The organism is Wansuia hejianensis (genome assembly GCF_014337215.1).
Taxonomy (GTDB): domain Bacteria; phylum Bacillota; class Clostridia; order Lachnospirales; family Lachnospiraceae; genus Scatomonas; species Scatomonas hejianensis.
The window spans coordinates 2,825,407-2,848,545 of the sequence record NZ_CP060635.1 but is presented as its reverse complement, the minus strand read 5'-3'; the positions used below and the strand labels follow the sequence as shown (position 1 = coordinate 2,848,545).

General features: G+C 44.8%; 24 protein-coding genes and 1 pseudogene. 21 read left to right on the top strand and 4 right to left on the bottom strand.

Annotated elements, in window-relative coordinates; all coding sequences use genetic code 11:
• The first annotated feature begins 11 nt into the window (after window positions 1-11).
• Both H9Q79_RS13230 and H9Q79_RS13225 read left to right on the top strand, forming a co-directional pair.
• Entirely contained in the window at window positions 12-818 is an 807-nt protein-coding gene (locus H9Q79_RS13230; protein ID WP_249328489.1) for a leucine-rich repeat domain-containing protein, read from the top strand.
• A gap of 678 nt (window positions 819-1,496) precedes the next feature.
• Window positions 1,497-1,829 carry a helix-turn-helix domain-containing protein gene (locus H9Q79_RS13225; RefSeq protein ID WP_118646625.1) on the top strand — a complete coding sequence of 111 codons (333 nt, stop codon included), beginning with the start codon at window positions 1,497-1,499 and terminating at the stop codon, window positions 1,827-1,829.
• 42 nt (window positions 1,830-1,871) lie between these two features.
• On the opposite strand, the gene H9Q79_RS13220 is transcribed toward H9Q79_RS13225, so the two are convergent.
• Window positions 1,872-2,579, bottom strand: a complete 708-nt coding sequence (locus H9Q79_RS13220) for a hypothetical protein (protein ID WP_118646627.1) — start codon at window positions 2,577-2,579, stop codon at window positions 1,872-1,874.
• 159 nt (window positions 2,580-2,738) lie between these two features.
• Here H9Q79_RS13220 and H9Q79_RS13215 point away from each other — a divergent pair, with 159 nt between their 5' ends.
• The 11 genes and pseudogenes from H9Q79_RS13215 (at window position 2,739) to H9Q79_RS13165 (ending at window position 13,156) form a co-directional block, all read left to right on the top strand.
• Complete coding sequence (locus H9Q79_RS13215) at window positions 2,739-3,854, top strand: tyrosine-type recombinase/integrase (RefSeq protein WP_118646629.1); 1,116 nt, start codon at window positions 2,739-2,741, stop codon at window positions 3,852-3,854.
• A gap of 162 nt (window positions 3,855-4,016) precedes the next feature.
• Entirely contained in the window at window positions 4,017-5,825 is a 1,809-nt protein-coding gene (locus H9Q79_RS13210) for a tyrosine-type recombinase/integrase (RefSeq protein WP_249328488.1), read from the top strand.
• The gene (locus tag H9Q79_RS13205) at window positions 5,822-7,312 is read left to right on the top strand and encodes a tyrosine-type recombinase/integrase (RefSeq protein ID WP_118646635.1); all 1,491 of its coding nucleotides are present in this window, start codon (window positions 5,822-5,824) and stop codon (window positions 7,310-7,312) included. Before H9Q79_RS13210 ends, H9Q79_RS13205 begins: the two co-directional genes overlap by 4 nt.
• Window positions 7,313-7,316: 4 nt before the next feature.
• On the top strand, window positions 7,317-7,697 hold the full coding sequence (locus H9Q79_RS13200; RefSeq protein ID WP_118646637.1) for a DUF6262 family protein: 381 nt from the start codon (window positions 7,317-7,319) through the stop codon (window positions 7,695-7,697).
• A gap of 104 nt (window positions 7,698-7,801) precedes the next feature.
• Window positions 7,802-7,906, top strand: a pseudogene (locus H9Q79_RS13195) (Flp1 family type IVb pilin); the annotation flags it as partial.
• Window positions 7,907-7,942: 36 nt separating this feature from the next.
• A complete protein-coding gene (locus H9Q79_RS13190) occupies window positions 7,943-9,394 on the top strand; it encodes a DUF5702 domain-containing protein (RefSeq protein WP_249328487.1) in 1,452 nt (483 codons plus the stop codon).
• A gap of 262 nt (window positions 9,395-9,656) precedes the next feature.
• The gene (locus H9Q79_RS13185) at window positions 9,657-10,235 is read left to right on the top strand and encodes a hypothetical protein (RefSeq protein ID WP_249328486.1); all 579 of its coding nucleotides are present in this window, start codon (window positions 9,657-9,659) and stop codon (window positions 10,233-10,235) included.
• Window positions 10,232-10,645: an A24 family peptidase gene (locus tag H9Q79_RS13180; RefSeq protein WP_249328485.1), complete on the top strand. Its 414-nt coding sequence runs from the start codon at window positions 10,232-10,234 to the stop codon at window positions 10,643-10,645. Before H9Q79_RS13185 ends, H9Q79_RS13180 begins: the two co-directional genes overlap by 4 nt.
• Window positions 10,642-11,088, top strand: coding sequence for a TadE/TadG family type IV pilus assembly protein (locus H9Q79_RS13175; protein WP_118646647.1), 447 nt, complete (start codon window positions 10,642-10,644; stop codon window positions 11,086-11,088). Before H9Q79_RS13180 ends, H9Q79_RS13175 begins: the two co-directional genes overlap by 4 nt.
• 22 nt (window positions 11,089-11,110) lie before the next feature.
• Window positions 11,111-12,433, top strand: a complete 1,323-nt coding sequence (locus H9Q79_RS13170) for a DUF6382 domain-containing protein (protein WP_118646649.1) — start codon at window positions 11,111-11,113, stop codon at window positions 12,431-12,433.
• A 63-nt stretch (window positions 12,434-12,496) separates the two neighbouring features.
• Window positions 12,497-13,156, top strand: coding sequence for a rhomboid family intramembrane serine protease (locus tag H9Q79_RS13165; protein WP_249328484.1), 660 nt, complete (start codon window positions 12,497-12,499; stop codon window positions 13,154-13,156).
• Here H9Q79_RS13165 and H9Q79_RS13160 read toward each other — a convergent pair.
• The gene (locus H9Q79_RS13160) at window positions 13,153-13,806 is read right to left on the bottom strand and encodes an ATP-binding protein (RefSeq protein WP_118646651.1); all 654 of its coding nucleotides are present in this window, start codon (window positions 13,804-13,806) and stop codon (window positions 13,153-13,155) included. The genes H9Q79_RS13165 and H9Q79_RS13160 overlap by 4 nt on opposite strands.
• A gap of 149 nt (window positions 13,807-13,955) precedes the next feature.
• Between H9Q79_RS13160 and H9Q79_RS13155 the strand changes: the two genes are divergently transcribed.
• Both H9Q79_RS13155 and H9Q79_RS13150 read left to right on the top strand, forming a co-directional pair.
• Window positions 13,956-14,366 (top strand): HIT family protein, encoded by a 411-nt coding sequence (locus tag H9Q79_RS13155; RefSeq protein ID WP_118646653.1) that lies wholly within the window; start codon window positions 13,956-13,958, stop codon window positions 14,364-14,366.
• Between the two features lie 19 nt (window positions 14,367-14,385).
• Window positions 14,386-14,907: an RNA polymerase sigma factor gene (locus H9Q79_RS13150; RefSeq protein ID WP_118646655.1), complete on the top strand. Its 522-nt coding sequence runs from the start codon at window positions 14,386-14,388 to the stop codon at window positions 14,905-14,907.
• Window positions 14,908-14,909: 2 nt separating this feature from the next.
• Here the strand turns inward: H9Q79_RS13150 and H9Q79_RS13145 are convergent, their stop codons facing one another.
• Window positions 14,910-15,977 carry an undecaprenyldiphospho-muramoylpentapeptide beta-N-acetylglucosaminyltransferase gene (locus H9Q79_RS13145; protein WP_118646657.1) on the bottom strand — a complete coding sequence of 356 codons (1,068 nt, stop codon included), beginning with the start codon at window positions 15,975-15,977 and terminating at the stop codon, window positions 14,910-14,912.
• A gap of 240 nt (window positions 15,978-16,217) precedes the next feature.
• Here H9Q79_RS13145 and H9Q79_RS13140 point away from each other — a divergent pair, with 240 nt between their 5' ends.
• The 3 genes from H9Q79_RS13140 (at window position 16,218) to H9Q79_RS13130 (ending at window position 19,524) form a co-directional block, all read left to right on the top strand.
• A complete protein-coding gene (locus H9Q79_RS13140; protein ID WP_249328483.1) occupies window positions 16,218-17,072 on the top strand; it encodes a DUF4367 domain-containing protein in 855 nt (284 codons plus the stop codon).
• 65 nt (window positions 17,073-17,137) lie between these two features.
• Window positions 17,138-17,632: a DUF6147 family protein gene (locus H9Q79_RS13135; RefSeq protein ID WP_249328482.1), complete on the top strand. Its 495-nt coding sequence runs from the start codon at window positions 17,138-17,140 to the stop codon at window positions 17,630-17,632.
• Window positions 17,633-17,916: 284 nt separating this feature from the next.
• Entirely contained in the window at window positions 17,917-19,524 is a 1,608-nt protein-coding gene (locus H9Q79_RS13130; RefSeq protein WP_118646663.1) for an MBL fold metallo-hydrolase RNA specificity domain-containing protein, read from the top strand.
• A 93-nt stretch (window positions 19,525-19,617) separates the two neighbouring features.
• Here H9Q79_RS13130 and H9Q79_RS13125 read toward each other — a convergent pair whose 3' ends face one another.
• Window positions 19,618-19,854 carry a TIGR03905 family TSCPD domain-containing protein gene (locus H9Q79_RS13125; protein WP_118646665.1) on the bottom strand — a complete coding sequence of 79 codons (237 nt, stop codon included), beginning with the start codon at window positions 19,852-19,854 and terminating at the stop codon, window positions 19,618-19,620.
• Window positions 19,855-20,131: 277 nt separating this feature from the next.
• On the opposite strand from H9Q79_RS13125, the gene H9Q79_RS13120 reads away from it, so the two are divergent.
• The 3 genes from H9Q79_RS13120 (at window position 20,132) to H9Q79_RS13110 (ending at window position 23,062) form a co-directional block, all read left to right on the top strand.
• Complete coding sequence (locus tag H9Q79_RS13120) at window positions 20,132-20,830, top strand: 5'-methylthioadenosine/adenosylhomocysteine nucleosidase (RefSeq protein WP_249328481.1); 699 nt, start codon at window positions 20,132-20,134, stop codon at window positions 20,828-20,830.
• Window positions 20,831-20,927: 97 nt separating this feature from the next.
• On the top strand, window positions 20,928-21,629 hold the full coding sequence (locus H9Q79_RS13115; protein WP_118646667.1) for a hypothetical protein: 702 nt from the start codon (window positions 20,928-20,930) through the stop codon (window positions 21,627-21,629).
• Window positions 21,630-21,712: 83 nt separating this feature from the next.
• Window positions 21,713-23,062: a glucose-6-phosphate isomerase gene (locus H9Q79_RS13110; protein ID WP_118646669.1), complete on the top strand. Its 1,350-nt coding sequence runs from the start codon at window positions 21,713-21,715 to the stop codon at window positions 23,060-23,062.
• The last annotated feature ends 77 nt before the right edge of the window (window positions 23,063-23,139 follow it).

The window sequence follows — 23,139 nt, the reverse complement described above, 5'->3', positions numbered from 1 at the left end:
GGAAACGGATCATGATAGAGGAAAACCAAACAGGGGGAAACCCGGGAAAAAGATTGAAGGAGCGGGAACGGCATTATCAAGCGGCGAATGGCCCTGTCCCCGCCCGGGCCATGAAGAATAATCCGCGCCTTCTGGCAGCGGATCTTTGCCGTGTGTCCGCTGTAAAAGAAGAAGCCTTTATGAACTGCGCGGCACTGCGGACGGTCCGGCTGGGACAGGTGAGCAAAATCGAACGCCGGGCGTTCAGCGGATGCCGCCGTCTGGAGGAAATTCAGTTTCCCCGAACTCTCGGCCGACTGGAACTCCAGGCCTTTGCGGACAACAGCCGCCTGAGGAGAGCGGATTTTCAAAAAGACAGCCGTCTGGAAAATCTGGGAAACGAAGTGTTTTCCGGATGCGTTGCCCTGCAGGAGCTTCGTCTCCCCTCCAGGCTTGCCGTAATCGGGCGGAGGGCCTTCTATAAATGCACTTCCTTGGAGGAGGTGGAGTTTCCAATCACGTTGCGGGAGCTGGGGGCAGAGAGCTTCTATCAGTGCGGTCTGCGGGAGCTGGAGCTTCCGGAGGGGCTTTTGGCCATTGGCGAGGGGGCTTTTCGGAAATGCCGCAATTTGGAATATGCCTACGTACCGGATACGGTGCGGAAAATCGGAAAATGGGTGTTTCACGGCTGCCAGAACCTGAAAGTGCTGGAGATCAACCATGACCCCGATGAGATCGGGGAATGGATAACCAACAAGCTGTGTACAATCCGCTGTCCGAAGGGAAGCCGGATGGAGGAGTACGCAAGGGACTGCGGAGTGAACGTGGAATATCTATAATGCGCAGTGATTGTGGCGTTGCATAGAGGAGGAATGAATAAAGCGTCATGAAGAGAAGCGGATAAAAAATGTCCAAAACCTTGAAATTCGTTTTCAAAATGATAAATTATTGCTTTTAAAGTGACAAAATACCGGATATCTTTATCCCATGAAAAGGAATAGAGGTATCCGGTATTATTCTTTTTCTTAAGTTAATGACATTGCCTTTTTAGGAATTTGCGAGAAAAGATAAAAAATTTTTTTCGCAAGTTTAAAAGAAAGAGGAGGTTTTTTCGGCAAAACAAAAGAGAAAATGGCAAGAATTAAAGGAAATTTTGGCACAGTTTGACCTTGCCTGTAAATTGGTAAAGGCGATCCGTCACTTTTTCGCGGAACTGCAGTCCTTGTTAAGGCGGGATGAGGACTTGAGGCATCAAAGCTATATTATCTATGGATGCCCTGTTGATGATACAAGAAGGTGGGAGAAGAATCGGATAGAAGAGGCGGAAGGAGTTTGTGATCATGCAACAGGAATGAATTGATATGGAGGGAGTATTCATGTAAAGGAGTAAAAAGACTTGGAAGAGAAAAGAAATTGTTAATTGCCTATAAGGAGAATTATTATATACTATTTTGCCTCTGTGTCTATTCTAAGTTTTAGCCGATAAACTTATAATATAGGTAAAGCGGGAGATAAAAATGGGGAATGAATTTGGACGAAATATCAAAGATTTTCGGAAAATACACGGGATAAAACAAGAGGTTTTAGCGAATGAAATTGGTTGTTCCGTTGGTTACATATCAAATGTTGAATCCGGAAAAAGAATCCCCAGTTTACCGATGGCAGCTAAAATTGCAAAGGCACTTGGTACTTCTTTGGATTTGCTGTTACGCGAAGATTACCTAGAACACGCAGATACATATAAAGAATTAATTCAGAGGCTGGAGCATTATCCGTCGAAAAATCAGCAAGAAATCTGTACTTTTTTTCTTCATAACCTTGATTTTTTAGAGAGCTATAATCGATGGTAGAAAAAAGGTATAAGATATCAAAAGACGTATGCAAACCAAGGATCAGTTGCATACGCCTTCCTCGTGTAAATTGAGACTTTTTATATTTGGATCCAGATCTGCAGCATATGAAAGGCAGTATTCGTTCTGGATTTGCAGAGTAGACTCTTGGATCAGCAGAACAGATAAGTTTAGATTTAAATTCACAGGTGGCTGTTCTGTATATATGTTAAATTCCTGTAGTGAATTGGTAACAATGCTGTATTTGTGTTTCTTTTCTAAAGAGCCGCAAAGTAATTGGTAATAGCAGTTGAGACGCTGCTGTCTGGCATATTCTTCCTGAAAACGAGGGAGAAACCGAAAATACCAGCAAATGTTGTTCCATTCTGGAAATTCGATAACCAGATCAAAACCAGTATCTTCTTGTGGCCGAATCGTCCAAGAAGTAGCAAAAGATTTTAAGGCAGTCAAAATAGTAGCTTCGGCAAATTCCGTTTCTTTTTCCGGACGCGAAACTGGCTCCGGAAGGGGCACTTCCGTTTCTTTTGTAGCATAGCCGCAGGCAGAGAGTAGTTCTTTATATGAGACAGATTCTGAAACCTGTGCAATTTTCCATAAAAGCTCCATAGAAGGTGGGCGCAAAAAGTTCTGATGCAGCAGCTTTGAAAGATAAAAAGGTGAGATTCCAAGCTGTACTGCAAAATCCTTCTTTTTTTTAGGTCCGATTGCTTTACTTAAAACTTCTGTAAATAGTTTGGGATTGTAAGCCATTGTCGTTGCCCTCCATTTTTAATATAGCATGAGATTGGCTTACACGTCAATTTTTTACCCTTTCTTTTTTAATAAGAAAGAAATTGGCATATATAGCAATAATAATATTGACATATATAACAATTATGTGTATAGTGTAGACAGGAAGAAGGGGTAGTCATGAATTGTTATTATGTGGAAACCCAAAAGGAAGGGCTGCGCACCTTTTATACAGTTCGCTGCCGGTTGGATGGAAAAGAGGTGCCGGCTGCCAACCAGTTTCTGATGCACAAATTAAGAGAGAGCTGTTCGCCAAATACCGTGAAACGATTTGCCTTTTCAATATCTTATTATCTATCTTATCTGGAAGAAAAGCATTTGACCGTTGGTTTAGTATTTGGCATGGCATATGACAGACAGCATGCCCATTTCATAGAATTCCTGCACTGGCTCCGAGCAGGAAAGCACATTTTGGAGCCACGAAAGAGGGGACCCAATAATAGCACCTGTAATACATATCTGCAGGACATTTTCGGATGGTATCAGTTTTTAGAGCTGGAAAACGAGCAATTCCAGAATCTTAAAGTGTTATCCAGCCATGTTGTCACTTTTACGAATTCGATTGGCATCCGATTCAGCGTGGCGAGAAAGACGTTCAAGGGTTATCTGCCGGAGGATGAACACATTGGCCGGACGATTGAACAGGATCAGATTCTGATGCTATTGCTTCACTGCACAAATGTACGGGATCAGCTGTTATTGCTTTTGCTGGCGGAGACTGGATTTCGGATCGGAGAGATGCTGGGGATCCGTTATACAAGAGATGTAGATTACGAAAATCGCACGATCTCCGTACGGTTTCGGGAAAACTGGAATGGAGCAAGAGCGAAAAATGCAGAGCATCGGAGAGCGAAACTCAGCGAGGAAACGTTTGAAGTGTTTCAGTTTTATCTATCTGAATATCGTGAACTGTTGAAAAAAACGGAATATCTGTTTGTGATTTTAACAGGAGAAGATAGCGGAAAGCCCCTGAAGGTAAATACGGTTTATGCAATGCTGCGGCGGTTAGAGGTAAAAACGGGTATCAAAGCAACGCCGCATATGCTCCGGCATTATTTTGCCAATGAAAGACGGCGGGATGGCTGGGATTTGTTCTTGATTTCCAAAGCGCTGGGACACCGTCAGATCGCTACGACAGAAAAATATCTGGATGTAGGGAGCGACGAACTGGCGGAGGCGGCGGAGCAATATTATCAGAAGCATAAGGGTATGTTTATGGCGGACCGGTTGCTATAGGGAGAACCAACAATGTATGGCATGATGGAAATACGAGCGGAGAATTCATATAAGCGGCTAAAAAGGGAATTGGATTGTTGCCCGTATATAACGGGGATAGAAAGGGAATGGCTTACCGCATATTTGCTTCAGCATAGAATTGTCTCTTTGAATGAGATAGATTTGAAAAAGGAGATGGAATATCGCTCTTTTGTATGGGATTCTGAGGAAATCGTGGAATCGAAAAAGGTGTATTATGCGGGCGCCTTGGAGTCCTGTCTACTGAGTTATCGTCAAGGCTTACCGGAATATCAGGAATTGCTGGAGGAACTAAAGACCTGTAGGCAATTCTCACGGCCAGTTCACAATAAGGTGCTGCATTTCCTTCTGATACAGGGGATCCATCATATCCATGAAATTGATTATAAATTGCGGCAGCAATTTGATGCCTATTTAAAGGAAACCCATTGTAAGAAGCCGTTGGAGTATATAAAGGCGCTGGACTGTCTGAAGCTGCAGGTAATCCAAAACAGAAGTCAGAATCGGAAATTTGAAAAACCACGCCTGGCGTTCCGTGAAGAGCCGATCTTTTTGCTTTATCATCCGGATTATGAAACGGCGATGAAATTTTATTATCTCCAAAATAAGGAAGAGGCGGTGTTTGATTTTGCGCTTTCGGCAGCCCGAAAATTAAAAAAACAGATTTTTTCTATGTTGATGATGGCGTTGGAAAAAAAGATGAACCGGAAAAATCGGAGGGAGTTGTATCTCGTCCCGTTAAAAAAATTGTATCTGTATTGCGCAGAACAGGGAATCGAAGATCTGGAAGCGTTAGAAGAGGAAGAGATCGAAGGCTTTCGGGAGAGCATGGATGGTCGTGTGGGAACGAAAACACAGATCTATATGCAGATTGTGGATAACACCCGGAAACACTTATTTCTGTGTGCAAAAGAGACAAACTGGGAAGCCAATGTCTGGTATTTGGAACGGTTTCAGATGAAGGGAGAAAGAATGAATCCGGCTGATCCGGTAGAATCCCTGCGGTTTTATGGAATTCACGATCTGGAAAACCGAAAATATCTGAAAAAATACATGCGCTACTGTCTGGGCATTACATCCAAAGCCGTCCATACGATACGGGTGGAGCATTACAATATCTGCCGGTTTTTGCAGTATTGTGACCGAAAAGGCTGGAAAGTGAATAGTATTACGGAAAAAGAAATGGGACTGTATTTTCTGCAATTAGAAAATTCAAAGATTCAGGCGGAAACCTTTAATCAACAAGTGGCAGATTTGCACTTATTTTTTCAGTATTTGGTAGTAAAAGGATCTCGGGAAAAAATACCTTTTTGGAATCGGTACTATTTGAAAAAGACATTGCCAGTTCATTATGACCGTGTTGTGTCGGAAGAAGTGTTGGAGAAACTTCTTTTACACCTGAAATATTTTCCGGAACATTTGCGGCTTATGTACCTGCATCTGTTTTGTTTGGGCTTGCGGGTAAATGAAGTGTGCTGTATCCGAGGAGATGCGTATAGCTGGAATGGACAAGATGCGTGGCTTCGGATTTATCAGTATAAAGTGAAAGTGGACAAGCAGATACCGATTCCGGCTGTATTGTATAGGCAAATGGTAGTGTATATTCAAAAACATCGAATAGGGCCGGAGGAATTTGTTTTTCATCGGAAGGATGGCAGAGCCTATCATGTGGGAACTTTTTGTGTACAGGTAAAGGCGTTATGTCAGAGGTATGGGATTTCCTGTGGAGACTACATTTTTCGTTCACATGACTATCGGCATAGGATGGGGACGAAGTTGTATGCGGGAGGTGCCTCAGTGCAAGCGGTCAGGGATTATTTGGGGCATGTACATGAAAATATGACCCGGCAGTATCTGGATTTGATTCCGGAGACGATTGATCAGGCGAATGAAAACTATTTTCAAAAAGAAAGTAGTTTAGGAAATCAATTTTTGATGAGGAAAGAATTATGAGCCGAATTTATGTAAAAGATCTGGCATGTTATAAAAATGCGAATGCGGGACAACGTCGGGCAGCATTAAAACGGCTCTCGCCTGACAATTATTTTGATTTGGATTTGCTTCCAACGGAGGGTCTAAAGGAGGAGTGGAGAAAATATCTTACGTTTCGAGGTGAGCAGTTATCACTCGGTAGTATTCGGGCGGAACTCTGGCCATACCATGTGCTTTGTCGTTTTCTAAAAGAAGTATATCCAGGATTGGAAAGATTTCTGGATGAGGAATTACTACAAATGCAGAAACAGTTAAAGAAATGGATGATGAAAAACGGGTATAACCTGACGCAAAGCAGATATCGCCGTGAATTGGGGAAAAAGATAGTGGAGCGGTCGCAGATTCCCCGATCTCTGGATAGCATATATGATTTTTTATCAATAGAAGAAATGATTGAAACGGAAAAGGATGTCTGGAATTTGGAGGAATTGGGATTTCCGGTCCGGAATAACCCGGTGCACCGTTTGCAAAGTCTAAATTTTCGTGGAATTGCACAGAAAGGAATCCGTGTTGAAGTAAAACGTGCTGCAGCAGCTACTTTGCATTATCTGGCCGCTGCGACGGTTCAGCAACAACTGCGTGCAGTGAAACGTCTGGCAGAGTTTTTGCAGGTGAGGTATCCGAAGGTTCAATCTTTGTTAGAGATGACAAGGGATCAATGGGAAGATTATCTTGTGTTTCTCAATACGGAGGTAAGTGGAAAAAAATCGTTCCGATCAGAATTATCGAGCTTAAAGAGCTTAATCGAGACAGTTGGGAAAGTTTATGAGAACTCTTCGTTATCGCAGGTGATATTGGCGGGGGACATACCGGCCAGAGAAGGGCTAACACCAAGGAATGGATATACGGATCGGGAATTGCAGAAGCTAAACGAGGAAATCACGCAGCTGCAGGAGCAGATTGCCAGGGTGCTGATTTTACATCAGATACTTGCGAATCGAATATCCGAAACCTTGACTTTAAAACAAGATTGCCTGGTGAAACGAAATGGTCATATGATGGTACAGATTTTTGAAGTTAAAACACAGCGTACCTGCTATAAACCGGTCAATCAGGATACCATTGCATTATTGCAAAAAGCAATAGAATATACGAGACGTAAATATGGGAACACCGAGTATGTTTTTGTGAATGATAGACATCCGAACGAACCTATGAATTATGCATATATTCAGTATCATTTGATGAAAATGATACAAGAAAAAGACTTGAAAACGGATCAGGGACAGCTGTTTGGCGTGTGGACACATAAATTCCGCCATAGTTTTGCAAAGCGGATGACAGAGATGCATGTGGACGATTGTACAATAGCTGAATTGCTGGGACATAGGGGGACGCAGGCAGTGCGCTATTACCGTAAGTTTGGAAACCAGGCGTTGGCGGATGAAACCAGAGAGGTCAGAAGTTCCATAGACGATATATTATCAATTATTGTAAAGGACTGGTAGGGATATGGGAAATAAATACGATGAAATGGTAGCCGTGAATCAGGCGATAAGTGAGGAAAAAACGAGACTGGCTTTGCAGGTCATTCAGGAGATGGTGCAGGAAAATGCGGAGATTACAATAAAAGAATTACAGGAGCGAACCGGGTTATCCAGGGCATTTTTTTATAAAAATGGCAAGGTGAGAAGAGCATTGGAAAAAGCGCGGCAGGAGAGCGATCAGGTTCCGGCCATGAAGCCGCAACAGGTAATTTTAAACCGCGCAATGGAGAAACAACTGCAAATTATGATGCGTCGGATGAAGCAGCTTCAGGAAGAAAATGAAGCGTTAAGAGTGGAAAATATGCTTTGGAAGGCAACAATCGAAAATGCAAAAATAGGGCACTAATTGGGTTATACATAGAATAAGGTTCAGAAATTTCTTTAACTTCATACACAGTGTGTATTCTGTAAAAACATATTATATCTGTTATTTTTTCCATTGAGGTAAATATATTGGTGGTGTTGATTGGACTGGTAGTGATTTTTAAAAAGCAGCTGACTACTCTTGTTAAAAACATCCTGTCGAAGGTTACGAATCAAAGCAACGGCATCTGATCTCAGAAGGGGGCGCGCTATATGCGAGAGTTTTCTATGAAACGGAGTTCTAGCAATCAAGGCAGTATCACGATATATCTCTGCCTGGTGCTTTCCGTACTTTTGTCGCTGATATTTGTAGGCCTTCATTCTGCCTGTATCGCCGCTGGCCGGACAGCGCTGGCCAGCGGACTGGAACAGGGATTGTATTCACTCTTTGCGGGATATGACAGAGAGATGTTTGATACATATGGGCTTCTTTTTATGGATGGCGGATATGGAACCGGGGATCTGAAGCTGGAAGAAATCTACAGGGAGGTACAGGAAGCGGCGGAAGCAGTCGTTGATCCTGACAGGCTCCTGGACATTAAACTGGAAAGAGGGAGTCTGGACGGATATATTCTGGCGACGGATCAAGGCGGGGCAGCCTTCCGCAGGCAAATCTGCGCGGTAATGGAAAAGAAACTGGGAATTTCGGGAATACAACTGCTTTCAGATACTCTGGAAGATCAATTTGGCATCATGAAAAGTCAGGAACAGCAAAAGGAACAGGCTGGAACGGAGGAGGCAGAGTGCGATTATGAAGAACAGAAAAAAACAGCCGCTGAGACCGCGGAAGAAAGAGAACAGGAAAGGAAGGATGTGGAGGTTCCGCCCGATTTTGAAAACCCGATAGAAGTAATTCAAAAGGTGAGAAAGATGGGGATTTTAGGGCTGGTTATTTCCGACATTTCGGATTTGTCAGGATATACCCTGGGAAATGAAGAGCTGCTGGAAGACAGGGAGCTCCAACAGGGCATGGGTGTCGTGTCTGAAACTAAAACCGGGCTGGGGGAAAAGCTCCTTCTGCTGGAGTATCTGAGTGAGTTCTTCCCCTGCTATACCAGCGGGGAACAGAGAGAGGGACTGCGCTATCAGATAGAGTATGCCATTGGAGGCAAGAGGGATGATATGGAAAATCTGAAAAGTGTCGTTTACCGCCTGTTGGCCGTCCGGGAAGCTTCCAACCTGATGTATTTGTGCGGAAGTCCTGCCAGATGTGCCGAAGCAGATGAAATGGCTTTGATTATCAGCACCATACTGTTCATTCCGGAGGCTTATGCGCTGGTTTCTTTCGTCTTGAAGATCTGCTGGGCGTACGGAGAAAGCATACTGGATATCAGAGAATTGCTGGACGGTGGAAAGATCCCTCTGCTGAAAGATGATACGTCCTGGCAGTTATCGCTAAACTCTCTGTCAGGGCTTTTGATACAGGGGGATGAAGAGCGGCACAGCAGTGAAGGATTAGATTATCAATGGTATCTGAGACTCTTGCTGCTGATGAAAGATGAAGACTCACTTACACGCTCGCTGATGAACCTCACGGAATATAATATGAGAATACAAGGCGGAAATCCCGGGTTTTGCCTGGATACCTGTGTGGAATCGGCGTCGGTTACGCTGTCTGCCAGAATACGCAGCAGTAGTTTTTCCATAACCCGGAGCTATGGATACGACATGGATCAATGAAGAAAGGAGGTGCGGAAGGGTGCCCTTTTATCTGACTGCAAATAAAAATAAACTCTCATATCCTATATCAAAAAAATCTAATAAAAAAATCTCTCTTCCAAATGCAGCAATATCCAGAAAAACTTTTCCCTCCCCGAGGGGAAATAACAAGAAGTCCGGTAAAAGGGTAGCCTTCCGCATCTTCCGGAAAGGAAGCTTTACTGTTGAAGCTGCCTGGGCTGTTCCCTTGTTCTTCCTTACGGTGCTGGCTCTCGCAGGTCTGATGGAGATTTACGGTGTTTATGTGAGAAATATGGTCCGGCTTCAGGAAGAGGTTGAAAAACAGGGAATGTATGCGGCTGCTGCCGGAAGTGGTGAAGAGCTGATGATAGACAGGACCGAAACAGTCTATTATCAGCCGCCCTGGCTACCTTTTGCGGTTCCGGGTATTAAGATCACTTGCCGCGGAAGGGTAAGAGCCTGGACAGGACGAAGTGCAGAGAGAACAGAAGCAGAAAACCTGCGGGGCCATAACAAGCTGGTTTATGTTACGGAATATGAGAGTGTATATCATACCACCTCCCGCTGCAGCCATCTTTCACTGAGCATACGCCAGGTAGCTTTTTCTGGGGTAGGCAGCCAGAGGAACAATGGCGGCGGGCGCTATCAGCCCTGTGAAAAATGTATTGGAAAAGGAGGCATCAGCGAATTTGTATATATCACTGACCAGGGAGAATGCTACCATAACTCACTGGAATGCAGCGGATTGAAGCGCCGGGTAAGATTAGAGGAACTCTCTTCGCTGGAGGGATTAGACTGCTGCAGCCGCTGCCAACAACTGGAACGGGAGGGAGGAAAATGAAACCTGAGGAATGGGCAGTTTTGGGGATACTGACGGTTAATGGGTTCCAGGACATCCGGTGTATGGAAATTTTCCCGGTTCCTACGGCAGCAGCGGGTATCGCAGGACTTTTGTGGGAGCATCTGCGCGAAAATATTCCGGTTCCGGTTATTCTGTGCTGCATGCTTCCGGGACTGTTTCTGATTGGGCTGAGCCGGTTGACAGGGGGAAAGCTGGGGATGGGAGACGGGCTCATTGTCTGGGCTGCTGGCATCTGGATCGGTTTTTTTGAACTATTAGAAATGCTGGTTTGGGGATTTTTGCTGGCAGCTGCAGCGGCTTGTCTGCTATTCAAAAAGAGCGGTAAAAAGGAAATGCCGTTTGTGCCGTTTCTTCTGGCAGCATTCCTGGCGGAAAGGATATTTGGATGAATGAATGGAAAAAGGGAAGCTTTACAGTAGAGTCCGCCTTTTTAATCCCGATGGCGGTTATGCTTACGGCATTATTAATTGTATTTACATTTTATGCGCATAACAAAGTTTGGTATACGGCCGCGGCATATGAAGCGGCTCTGGCAGGCAATGGCAGAAGGGAGGGAAATGAATGGGATGCTTCGGCTTCAGCGAGGGAAAAAGCAGAAGAACGGTCAGTGCAGCAGGTAATGCCCGGATCGAAGCCTGATATTTATGCGGGAAGCAGTCCATGGGGAACTGAAGTCCGGTACAGCGGGCAGAGATTTCCGATGTTTTCGGAACATTTGTTTACATATACTGCGGAAGCGAAAGTAGAGAAGGTCAGGCCGGTTAAATATCTTCGTGCCCTTTGGCTGATGAAAGAGCTGGAAGGCAGCATCAGCAGCGAGAATCCGGAATAAGTGGCAGAAAGGAGAACGTAAAATGCAGATCGACTACCGCAGAGACATCCACCACAATTATCTGATCCTGTCGGGAGACGATCCTCCGGATACTGCCTCTTATCAGGTGAGGATGCTGATGGCTAATCAGATAGAAGGATTTTTGCCCTGCAAAGTACATCAGATTGACCAGAAGATGCTGTTTTATTATGATATCACATCCAGACAGCCTTTAAACATGCTGTTGGAGCATCAGCAAATTCAGAAGGACACTTTGGAACTACTGCTTTCCCAGCTCGCTGAGGCGCTTGAGAACATCAGAAATTATCTTTTAGGGCTTAATGGATTCCTGTTGAAACCAGAACTGATATATCTGGATGCTTCTAAAAAGCAGATGTGGTTTTGCTATTATCCTGGAAATAAGATTTCTTTTCAGAATCAGTTGAGAGAATTGAGTGAGTACCTGTTGCCTAAGCTGGACCATGAAGACAGAGATGCGGTTATGATGGGCTATGTATTTTACCAGAAATGCGTGGAAGAGACTATGACGGCAGATGTTTTAATGGAACTTCTGCACCGTGTTTCCACGTCTCAACCGGAGTGGGAGACGAAGGAAGCAGAGAGACGGTTGCAGGAGGATTATGGAGAAAAAAATATTAAAGGCCCTCAAGGGAAAATTCCTGAAACCAGAGAGGAGCTTTTAAATTCCTTTTTTGAGCCGGAAGAAAAAACAGAAAAGGTTCATTTGAGCTGGAAACAGAAAGTGATTGGGGTGGGTGCAGTAGCAGGTCTTACGGGTATTTTGGCAGGGCTCCTAAGAGCTGGGCTTCCGGTTGAAGGATGTCTTCTCGCGGCAGCGGCAGCTGGTATCTGCCTGGTTTGCTGGATAGTCAGAAGAAACATACAGGAAGGGAGAGAACAAGAAGAGGAAATGGAAAAATACCTTCAGCAGAACTGGTTGACCGGTGAAAGTAAAAATGTGGAGGAGGGAGTCCGGAATATACAGGAGGAAGAAGATGAAAAGACCGCCTATCTCGGCCTGGGTAGCTTGATAGAAAAGACGGATGAAGCCAGAGCATGGTTGATTCCATCCGAACCATCCGGCGGGGAACCTGTCACTTTGGAACGGGATGTCTGCCTGATAGGAAAGGGAAAAGCCGCGGCCGATGTTCTGCTTGTCTCACCGGCTGTCAGCAGGCTGCATGCCAGGCTGACATGGGATGGGGAGACATACTGTATTTCAGATTTGAATTCTAAAAATGGGACTTTTATAAATGATAAGCTTTTGTCCGTAGGAGAGACGTATGCCTTGAATGCAGGAGATAAAATTCAGTTTGCTGATTTGACGTATCGCTTTCAAAAGTAGTATACTGATTCTGACGAATATCCAGCGTTGCCGTGGCGGCGTTGATAAAGGAGAACAGACCGAATGCAGAATACGCCGGAGTGGAGATATAATCCAGATGAAGATATTATTGACCGGATGAGACACCGCAGACAAAAGAGTATTGTCAATTATATAATTGTAGCGGCAAATATTCTGATTTTCCTGATTGTGGAGATGACTGGAGGCTCTGAGAATGCGGAGCATATGATACGCTGCGGGGCGTCTTATACACCGTATGTTCAGGCGGGGGAATATTACCGGCTGTTTACGAGCATGTTTCTTCATTTCGGATTGAGGCATTTGCTGAATAATATGGTGCTTTTATTTTTCTTGGGTGACTATATGGAACGTTTCCTGGGGAAAGTCAGATATTTGATTTTATATTTGGGCGGAGGACTGCTGGGAAATGTTTTTTCCTATTGGAATGAGGTGCAGCAGGGAGATAACGTAGTATCAGCCGGGGCTTCCGGAGCAATATTTGCTGTCCTGGGCGGAATGGTAATCCTTCTGCTCATGAACAGAGGGAGACTGGAAGATCTGAGCCTGACGCGTGTACTGCTCATGGCGGTTTTATCTCTCTATGTGGGATTTCAGTCATCAGGAGTTGATGGATTCGCACATCTGGGAGGATTTTTGGGCGGAGCGCTTCTGACAGCAATTATAGGATTGCTGCAGAAGGCTGGAAACCGCCGGAATTATTAACTGGATAACGGCAGCAGAATTGTAAAGACTGTATTGCCGCCGGAAGAGGAGACAGATATACTGCCCTCGTGAGCCTGGATAATTTCCCGGCAGATCGAGAGGCCAAGGCCTGTTCCCTCTTTTTTGTGTGTTACGAAAGGTTCGAAGAGATCCGGCAAATATTCAGGCGGTATGCCGGGGCCACGATTGGCCACATTGACTTGCAGCTCAGTTTCATGTAAAGTCAGAGTGATGCGGATGTCGCCGCCATCAGGCATGGCTTCTGCAGCGTTGCGGATCAGGTTATAGAAGACCTGAAGGAGTTTGGTTTGGTCCAATAACAGGTGTGGGATGTCAGTGTTAGCGTTCACTGTTATGTGAACATTTTGCGGAACCAAAACCGAGTTTCCAGAATCTGCAAGCCCTGAAAGAAGGGCACAAAGATCCGTTTCTTCCCTGTGAAGTCTTGCGGCGTTGTTAAAGCGGGACATTTCATCAAGAAGACGGGTCAGTAAAGTCATATTTTCATTGATCTTTTCATAAAATGGGTAGGAGCTGATCTCAGGGTGTTCTTTCACCAGAAGCTGCAGAAAGCTGTTAATTAAAGTAACAGGATTGCGGACCTCATGTGAAAATTTGGACAACAGCAGCCGGCATTCTTGTTCATTCATAGTATTTACCTCTTTATGGATTGAGTTTAACACCGGTTTTTTTAAAAATCAAATAAAAAAGTGTTGCATGTTTCGACAAAATTTGACAGAATATGTTTAAGCGATGAATTAAATGGAAAATTATTCCATTTTAGAAGGAGGAACGTTAAATGAGTTGTATTTTTTGTAAAATTGCAGATGGGGAAATAGCCTCTGCTACGATTTATGAGGATGATGAGTTTCGGGTAATTCTGGATCTGGGTCCCGCCACAAAAGGACATGCCCTGATCCTTCCGAAAAAACATTATGCCGACCTTTATGAAATTCCGGCTGATCTGGCGGGGAAAGCTATGATCCTTGCTAAAAAAATGGTGAAAGTGATGACTGAAGCGCTGCATTGTGACGGATATAATGTGGTTCAGAACAATGGTGAAGCGGCAGGACAGACAGTCTTCCATTTTCATGTGCATTTGATCCCAAGGTATAAAGGAGACCAGGCAGGCGTCACATGGGAACCCGGGACCTTAACAGAAGAGGATAAAAAGGATATTCTCGAGAAGGTATCCCAGCAAATGTCATAATACGGGCAGAGGATAGAAAATGAATAAATCAGACTTTAACTACGTTTATTACAGATATGTCGACTTGGCACATTATGTTGCAAACAGTGTGGTACATGATTACCATCTGGCGCAGGATGTCTGTCAGGAAATATTTATAAAATTGTATCTCAACATCAACGGCCTTGATGAGGAACGTGTTAAAGGATGGATATTAGTCACAGCAGAGAATACAGCTATAGATTTCCTGAGGAAGCGCGACCGTTTGCGGGAATGCCCAGGCGACGACGGCGGAAATTTATATAAAGGAAAAGTGCCTGATCTTGATGAGATGCAGAGAAGCATTGAGGTAAAAGAATTCGGTCACCGGTTATTTTGTGCATTGCATGAGAAAAATCCGGATTGGTATGAAATTGTTATGGGATTAGATGTTGCTGAGCTTCCGGCGAAAGAAGTGGCGCGGAGGCTTGGCATCTCAATAGCGAATCTGAGAGTTAAGCACCACCGCGCCAGGGAATGGCTGAAAAATAATTTCGGCATAGGTTACCAAGAACTGCTCTGACTTTATTGACGTTCACATTCCTGGATTAAAGAAAGAATTCTGCTGATGGAATCTGTGTGGCTGCTGTTATTCATGGCAGCAATAAAGGTTTCACGGTTTTCATAAAGCTGACGGACAGATTGCAGCAGTGATTCCGGCGTAAGCTCTTCTTCTTCTAGTACCATGCTGTATCCTTGTTTTTCAAAAGAACGTGCGTTGAGAATCTGATCTCCCCGGCTGGCTTTTGCTGAAAGGGGAATCAGAAGATTTGGTTTAGCCAGAGAGCTGATTTCACAGATTGCGTTTGCGCCTGCTCTGGATATAACTACATCAGCGAGAGCGAAGAGGTCAGCCAGTTCTTTTTTAATGTATTCAAATTGTGCATATCCTTCCACACGATCCAATGAAGGATCAAGTTTATCCTTTCCGCAGAGGTGGATGACCTGAAAAGCTTTTAAGAGCTCGGGCAGAACTCCGCGGATCGCATCATTAACCACTACAGACCCCAAACTTCCGCCAATTACCATCACTACGGGTTTATTGGCAGTAAAACCGCAGAATTTCAGGGCGGCCAGCTTATTACCGGACATCAGTTCCTGGCGGATAGGGGTACCGGTCACCACCGCCTTTTTCTGTGGGAGATTTGTGAGAGTCTCAGGGAAATTGCAGCAGACGATAGAAGCGGCAGGGATACATATTTTATTGGCCAGGCCGGGAGACATATCTGATTCATGGATGATTACCGGTATCTTACGGCTTTTAGCAGCCAGAACAACAGGAACGGATACGAAGCCGCCTTTGGAAAAGACGACATCCGGATTCAGTTCTTTCATAAGTTTTTTTGCTTCGCCGATACCCTTCAACACGCGGAAGGGGTCAGAGAAATTCTTCGGATTGAAATACCGGCGGAGTTTTCCGGAGGAAATGCCATAATAAGGTATGTGCATATCCTCGATCAGTTTCTTTTCGATTCCATCATGGGAGCCGATATAAGAGATTGTATATCCCAGCTCCTGAAGGCTGGGGATCAAAGCAATATTGGGGGTGACATGCCCGGCCGTGCCGCCTCCCGTAAGTACAATATGTTTCATAAGTGTCCTCCTGTAGTGCAGATTTCGCATTCTGTTTTTATTATTAGTCGAACTGCTGAAAAAGTCAAGGCGCTATCTGAGAACTGGACCACCAGAGGACGGGCCGGGAACAGACGGAAAAGTAAATTGCGGGGCGCTCAAACGAGCTGAACCATGCGGAGCCGAATAATATGCTCCATTGCCCGGAAAGCCTGCATAATATCATAAAGTGCAGGGATGGAAAGGGTGAGAGGAAAATATATGAGTGAAAAACAAGCAGAAAAAAAAGACAAAAAATTATTAGATGCCCTGCAGGAAGAGGCAAAAGAAATTGAAAAACGTGCAGAATCCTATCAGGGGCAACATCTCACACAGGATGATAAAGATGACATGTATCTGAAAATCATGGAACGATTGAAAGAGATGGGTGAGCTGGAAAAAGACGAAGAAAAGGAATCCGAAGCTACAGGGACAGATGGCGCCGTTGTTATGCCGATGCCTAAGAAAAAGCCTGTCAAAAAACCACTGTGGAGGCAAATTGTAAAATGTGCCGGAATATTACTGGTAGCCGGAAGTGTTGTATTTGCCACGTCGTTGATTAGTGAAGGTAATCGAATGTACTGGATGGAAAAGTGGCAGAGTTTATTTCCGGGGAGTAAGGTTGCTACTTCTGATAATGATGAGGATAGGGTTTTAAAGGATATAACAGAACAAGAGGCTAAGTCGAAAATTGAAACTATATTAGGAATTCCTATGCCAGAGTTTTTTTATTTGCCTGAAGGGACCAAATTTGATGAAGCTGTAATTTCGGTTGATGGCCAATATGCCAGATTAAAATATCTGTGGAAAGAACAGATAATTTATTTACAGGTTACAGGTAATGCAATAGATACATCCGAAGGTAAAGCACCTAATATTGAGAAAGAAGAGACTGTTGAAATCGATGCACCAATGGGTGAGATATCTATATGCTTAATTAAAGATGATACAGGGCGAAATGAAACAGTGGTATATAGAGGGGAATGGGATTACTATAACTGTAAATATGAAATTAGTAGTACTATTGATAAAGAAGAAATACTAAATATTTTAAAAAAAATGCATTACAGTGTGTAATTTTTTGATGTTTTCTGTCGTATTCTTAATGTAGTATAGGGAAATAAGTTGAAAGGAGAGGTATATTGGATAAACATTCACTGAAAAAGCTGGCAGTATTTTTGGGAAGTAGTATATGTGTATTACAAATAGCCGTTATTCCAGTTATGGCAAATGTTTCGGAGGAAAATAATTATCTTTGGAAAAGCTTGGCCCCAGAAGGGGAAACAAGCGTTGAGGATACTGCCACACCGCGCGCACGTGGCGATATTCTAAACAAAGGTTATGTAAGGTTAAGCAATGTTGATGGAAAAGCTGCGATATATGGAGAAACTTTAGGTAATTTTGTTTCATTGGATGAGGTTGGCCTGGAATTATATTTAGAAAAATACGATGGCACTACATTCAATAGTTATAAAGACTGGAGTTATGTTGATTACAATACTTCAGATATTGCAGCAACATTTCTAGAAACCGTAGAAAAAGGATACTATTATTGCCTTCGAGGTTATCATTATGTAATAGATGACGATTTGTATGAAGCAGTAAGTACTACGACCAACGGACTGCCAATAAAATAGCAACTCGTAAACCTGTCCCTAATTGCCGTAATAAAAAAATCTTCCTTATACTACTTACGCAATTAGGGATTCTCAAAGAAAAGCTTATTTTCCATTGGATGGAAAGTCCGGGCATTCTTTGTGTAGCTTTTTATATTCCAGATCAATTTTAATATCGAACACTATGGTAACACCAGGACTGCTATCCCGACGGGCATCGGGATAGCGGTTTTTTTCTGGATTTTACCCTCTTCCGGGCGTATAATAGAATCAGAGGTTAAATAAAACGGCAAGGGGGTTTTTATATGAAGCTTATGTTCTCAGGCGCAGCCCATGAAGTGACAGGCAGCTGTTACTATTTAGAGGCGGCGGGTAAGAGATTTCTGGTAGACTGCGGGATGGAACAGGGGCCTGATTACTACGTGAACCAGCCGGTTCCGGTTCCAGCATCGGATCTGGATTTTGTTCTTCTGACGCACGCGCACATTGATCATTCCGGGAATCTTCCGGCGCTGTATGCAAAGGGGTTCAGGGGGCCGGTTTATACAACGGAAGCAACAGCGGATCTATGCAATATCATGCTCCGTGACAGCGCTCATATCCAGATGTTTGAAGCTGAATGGAGAAACCGTAAGAACCGCCGGGCCGGGAAAGAAGAATTTGTGCCTGCTTATACGATGGAGGACGCGCTGGGATTAATCCGCCAGTTGGTGGGGGAACCATATAATCAGATAATTTCCATTTGTGAAGGAGTGAAAGTGAGATTTGTGGATGCGGGCCATCTGCTGGGATCGGCCAGCATTGAAATCTGGCTTGAAGAAGAGGGTGTGGAGAAAAAAATTGTATTTTCCGGAGATATCGGGAACATTAACCAGCCCTTAATTAATGATCCCACCTTGTTGGAGTCTGCAGATTATGTGGTTATGGAATCTACGTATGGAGACAGAAGCCATGGGGAAGTGCCGGATTATGTGAATGCGCTGGCGGAAGTGATCCAGAGGACCTTCGACCGGGGAGGGAATGTTGTGATCCCGTCCTTTGCTGTCGGCAGGACGCAGGAAATGCTTTACTTCATCCGGCAGATTAAAAAGGATCAGCTGATACATGGACATGACGGCTTTTCTGTGTACATTGACAGCCCTCTTGCAATAGAGGCAACCGGCGTTTTTGATGAACACTATAAGGACTGTTTTGATAAGGAAGCAAAAGAACTGATTGAGCTGGGGATTAATCCGATCCGCTTCCCGGGACTGAAGACTTCCATCACCAGTGACGAGTCTAAGGCGATTAACTTTAATGAGCAGCCGAAAGTAATTATTTCAGCCAGCGGAATGTGTGACGCCGGACGTATCAAGCACCACCTGAAGCATAATCTGTGGAGGCCGGAATGTACGGTGCTCTTTGTGGGCTATCAGGCAGTGGGTACGCCAGGGCGTTCTCTGGTAGACGGCGCGGAGCAGATCCGGCTGTTCGGAGAAGAGATTCAGGTCAGGGCTGAGATTAAAGTACTTCCGGGGGTCAGCGGCCACGCGGATAATCAGGGCCTGCTGCGATGGGCGGCTGCATTTAAAGAGAAGCCTCAAAAGGTATTTGTTACACATGGAGAAGATAAGGTAACAGAGATATTTGCCGAACGTTTAAAGGAAGAATTGGGATATGATGCGTCGGCACCCTTCAGCGGAACAGTCTTCAATCTGGCAGCCGGAGTGGTGGAAGCATCACCGGAACCTGTGAAGGTGATGCGAACGGCAGAGAAAGCAGGGGCCAGGCGGGCCAACACAGTGTTTGAGAGATTGTTAGCGGCGGGCCAGCGCCTGTTGACAGTGATCCGCCATAATGAAGGCGGGGCCAATAAGGACCTGGCGAAATTCACGAATCAGATTAACTCGCTCTGCGATAAATGGGACAGGTAAAGGCGGATAAAAGGAAGCAGTTATCTGTTTTCAAAGAAAAAGGGCGTCCCTCAAGCCAATTCAAGACTTTTGGGATGTCCTTTATTCTGTCTGTTACAATGCTTCTTTTATTGCCTTTGCCAACTGATCCGGGCAGGAGGTGGATTTAAAACCGCAGCGGATGCCTTCCAGCTTGGAAATCACCTCGTTTGCGTCCATTCCTTCAACCAGGGAGCAAATACCCTTTAAATTTCCGTTGCATCCTCCGACAAATTTTAAATTATGAATTTTACCATCCTGCAGGTCGAAGGAAATCTGCTGGGAACAGGTACCATGAGTCTTATATACCATGCTGCACTTCTCCTTTCATGAGATAGACTGCCGTTCGTTCCGGAACCAGTAACGTGCACTACGATGCATATAAATACATGTTTAACAGATTCCGGAATTTCAACGGCCTGGACAACTATGTATTTTGCCACACAATGCTTCGTATAGTGGAGGCGGAAAACGGTTAACTGGGATAGCACATATAGAAACGTAATCAATTTGACGTTCCCTGTCCTACCGTGATATTATAACAAATATGGGAATAATATTCCACATCGAATTACAGGAGGAACAATCAATGAGTTTAGTCGGGATTATCGGGGCCATGGAGGAAGAGGTCAGCAAACTGAAGGAACAGATGATCGATGTGAGCGTCAAAGAAAAAGCCGGTATGGAATTCTTCAGGGGCACGCTGAGTGGGAAACCGGTGGTAGTGGTGCGCTCAGGAATCGGAAAAGTCAACGCGGGTATCTGCACTCAGATTCTCGTGGATGATTATCATATAGATTACGTAATCAATACAGGAATTGCCGGCAGTTTGAAAAGTGTCATTGACATTGGAGATATCGTGGTGTCAACAGATACGCTGCAGCATGACGTGGATGCTATCGGCTTCGGATATCCGTTGGGGCAGATTCCCCGGATGGATACGCTGTCCTTTCCGGCCGATCAGAGACTGGTGGAGCTGGCGCAGGAAGTCTGCAGAGAAGTGAATCCCGAAATCCATGTATATGCCGGAAGAGTGGTCAGCGGTGACCAGTTCATATCTGATAAAGGTGTAAAACAGAGAATCATAGATAACTTCGGAGGGTACTGCACAGAGATGGAAGGGGCCGCAATTGCTCAGGCTGCATATCTGAACAGGGTGCCTTACGTGGTGCTCCGCGCTATTTCTGATAAAGCGGACGACAGTGCTACCGTCGATTATCCAACATTCGAGCGGCAAGCCATACGCCATTGTGTCAATCTGGTGCTGAATATGGTGAAACGTCTGTAAAATCGAGAAAATACACTTAATTTGACGAACGGTTTTTGTTTACAAATCCGCCGCGTTGGGTATATCATGACCTCACAAAAACAAGGAGGTAGTGATTATGCTGCAAGCGATCATGGATCAAAAACTATTCTTATACGGCATGATAGTAGCAGGTATTGTAGGAGTGTGGTGCCTGTTTTGGAGTAATCGCTTTTATCATATTGCAATTAAAGACATGAGCCGGCGGAAAAGTCCCAAAGGTAAATGGACAAGCCAAGTGATGGAATTATACAACCGGCGGGAAACCCCTGTATCAAATTCTCAAGCCTTTGTCCGGGCTCATCTGCAGGAAGGACGGATATTGAAAATGCGGGTTGGGTCTCTTATGAACGGAGTTAACCTGGCTGTGAGCGTCTGCGGAGCCTTCCTTCTCCTGGGAATGTGGTGTATCTTCCTGTTCCAATATGAGCGGTATGTTCTCTATCAATATTTAATGCTGTCGGGTACTGTGATTTCAGCCCTCCTTCTGCTTCGGTTCAGTCTGAACATGAAAGGAAAAGAGCAGCGGCTTGTGGACGGATGGGTAGACTATCTGGAGAATCCCGAGACTCCTAGAGCCGAAAATGAAACTGTCAATGTTGTAACTCTGGATCAAAAACGGAAAACCCGCGGAGAAAAGCGGTCTGAGCAGGAAACGGCGATTACCCAGGTTGAGCAGAAAATACGGGAAAAAGCCGGCCCGAAAAGCAAATTTGCCGAGCTTCTGAATCCAGAGGATGAGAAGCTGATGCGGGAGGTCATTCGGGAATATTTGACTTGAATCCGTGATATTGATTTGATAAACTGGTAACTAAATAGATGTAAGGATTTGTGAAATAATTACACAAAGGAGATAAAAGAAAAATGGGAACAAAAGTGACATTTGATTTTTCCAAAGCAGCAGGTTTTATCCGTGAGCATGAGGTTCAGGCCTTTGAGGGAATTGCGGACGCGGCAAAAGAGGTGCTGGTATCAAGAAGCGGACTGGGCAGCGATTATCTGGGATGGATTGATCTGCCGGTTGACTATGACAAAGAAGAGTTTGACCGCATCAAGAAAGCCGCTGCGAAGATTCAGAGCGATTCCGAAGTCCTGGTGGTCATTGGCATTGGTGGTTCCTATCTGGGGGCCCGTGCGGCCATTGAATTTTTAAGGCACGGATTCTACAACAATATCAAGAAAGACCAGAGAAAGACGCCGGAGATCTATTATGCCGGCAACAGCATCAGCAGCAGCTATCTGCAGGGGCTGATCGACGTGGTTGGAGACCGCGATTTCTCTGTGAATATTATATCAAAGTCCGGTACTACTACCGAACCTGCCATCGCATTCCGTGTGTTTAAGGAAATGCTGGAGAAGAAATATGGCAAGGCAGAGGCAGCCAAAAGGATTTATGCCACGACGGACAAGGCCAAAGGGGCTTTGAAGCATCTGGCAGATGAAGAAGGATATCAAACATTCGTCGTACCGGACGATGTTGGAGGCCGATTCTCCGTACTGACTGCAGTTGGTCTGCTGCCCATCGCAGCCAGCGGAGCTGATATAGATGAATTAATGAAAGGTGCAGCTTCCGGAAGAGAGCTGGCGCTGAATAAGCCCTTTGCGGAAAATGACGCCATGCAGTATGCTGCTGTCCGCAACATCCTGCACCGTAAGGGCAAGTCCGTGGAAATTCTGGCCAATTACGAGCCAAGCCTCCACTATGTATCCGAGTGGTGGAAGCAGCTCTATGGTGAGAGCGAAGGCAAGGACCAGAAGGGAATTTATCCGGCATCTGTGGATCTGACTACAGATCTGCATTCCATGGGACAATTCATACAGGATGGTTCCCGGATTATGTTCGAGACAGTCCTGAACGTTGAAAAATCAAGAGTGGAACTGACAATTGGGGAAGAGCCTGTAGATCTGGATGGACTGAATTATCTGGCAGGGAAAACTGTCGATTTCGTCAACAAGAGCGCCATGAACGGCACAATTTTGGCTCATACCGATGGAAATGTTCCGAATCTCCGGGTGGACATACCGGAACAGAATGAATATTATTTAGGACAGTTATTCTATTTCTTTGAGTTTGCCTGCGGAATCAGCGGATATGTATCCGGCGTGAATCCATTCAACCAGCCGGGCGTAGAAAGCTACAAGAAAAACATGTTTGCCCTTCTGGGAAAACCAGGCTATGAAAAAGAGAGAGAAGAGCTGTTGAAGAGGCTGTAAACTGACCAAAACAGCTCGAAATATGAAAGTGTAAATAGAGCATCTCCATGAAGCGTGGTAGAAATCACGTTCTATGG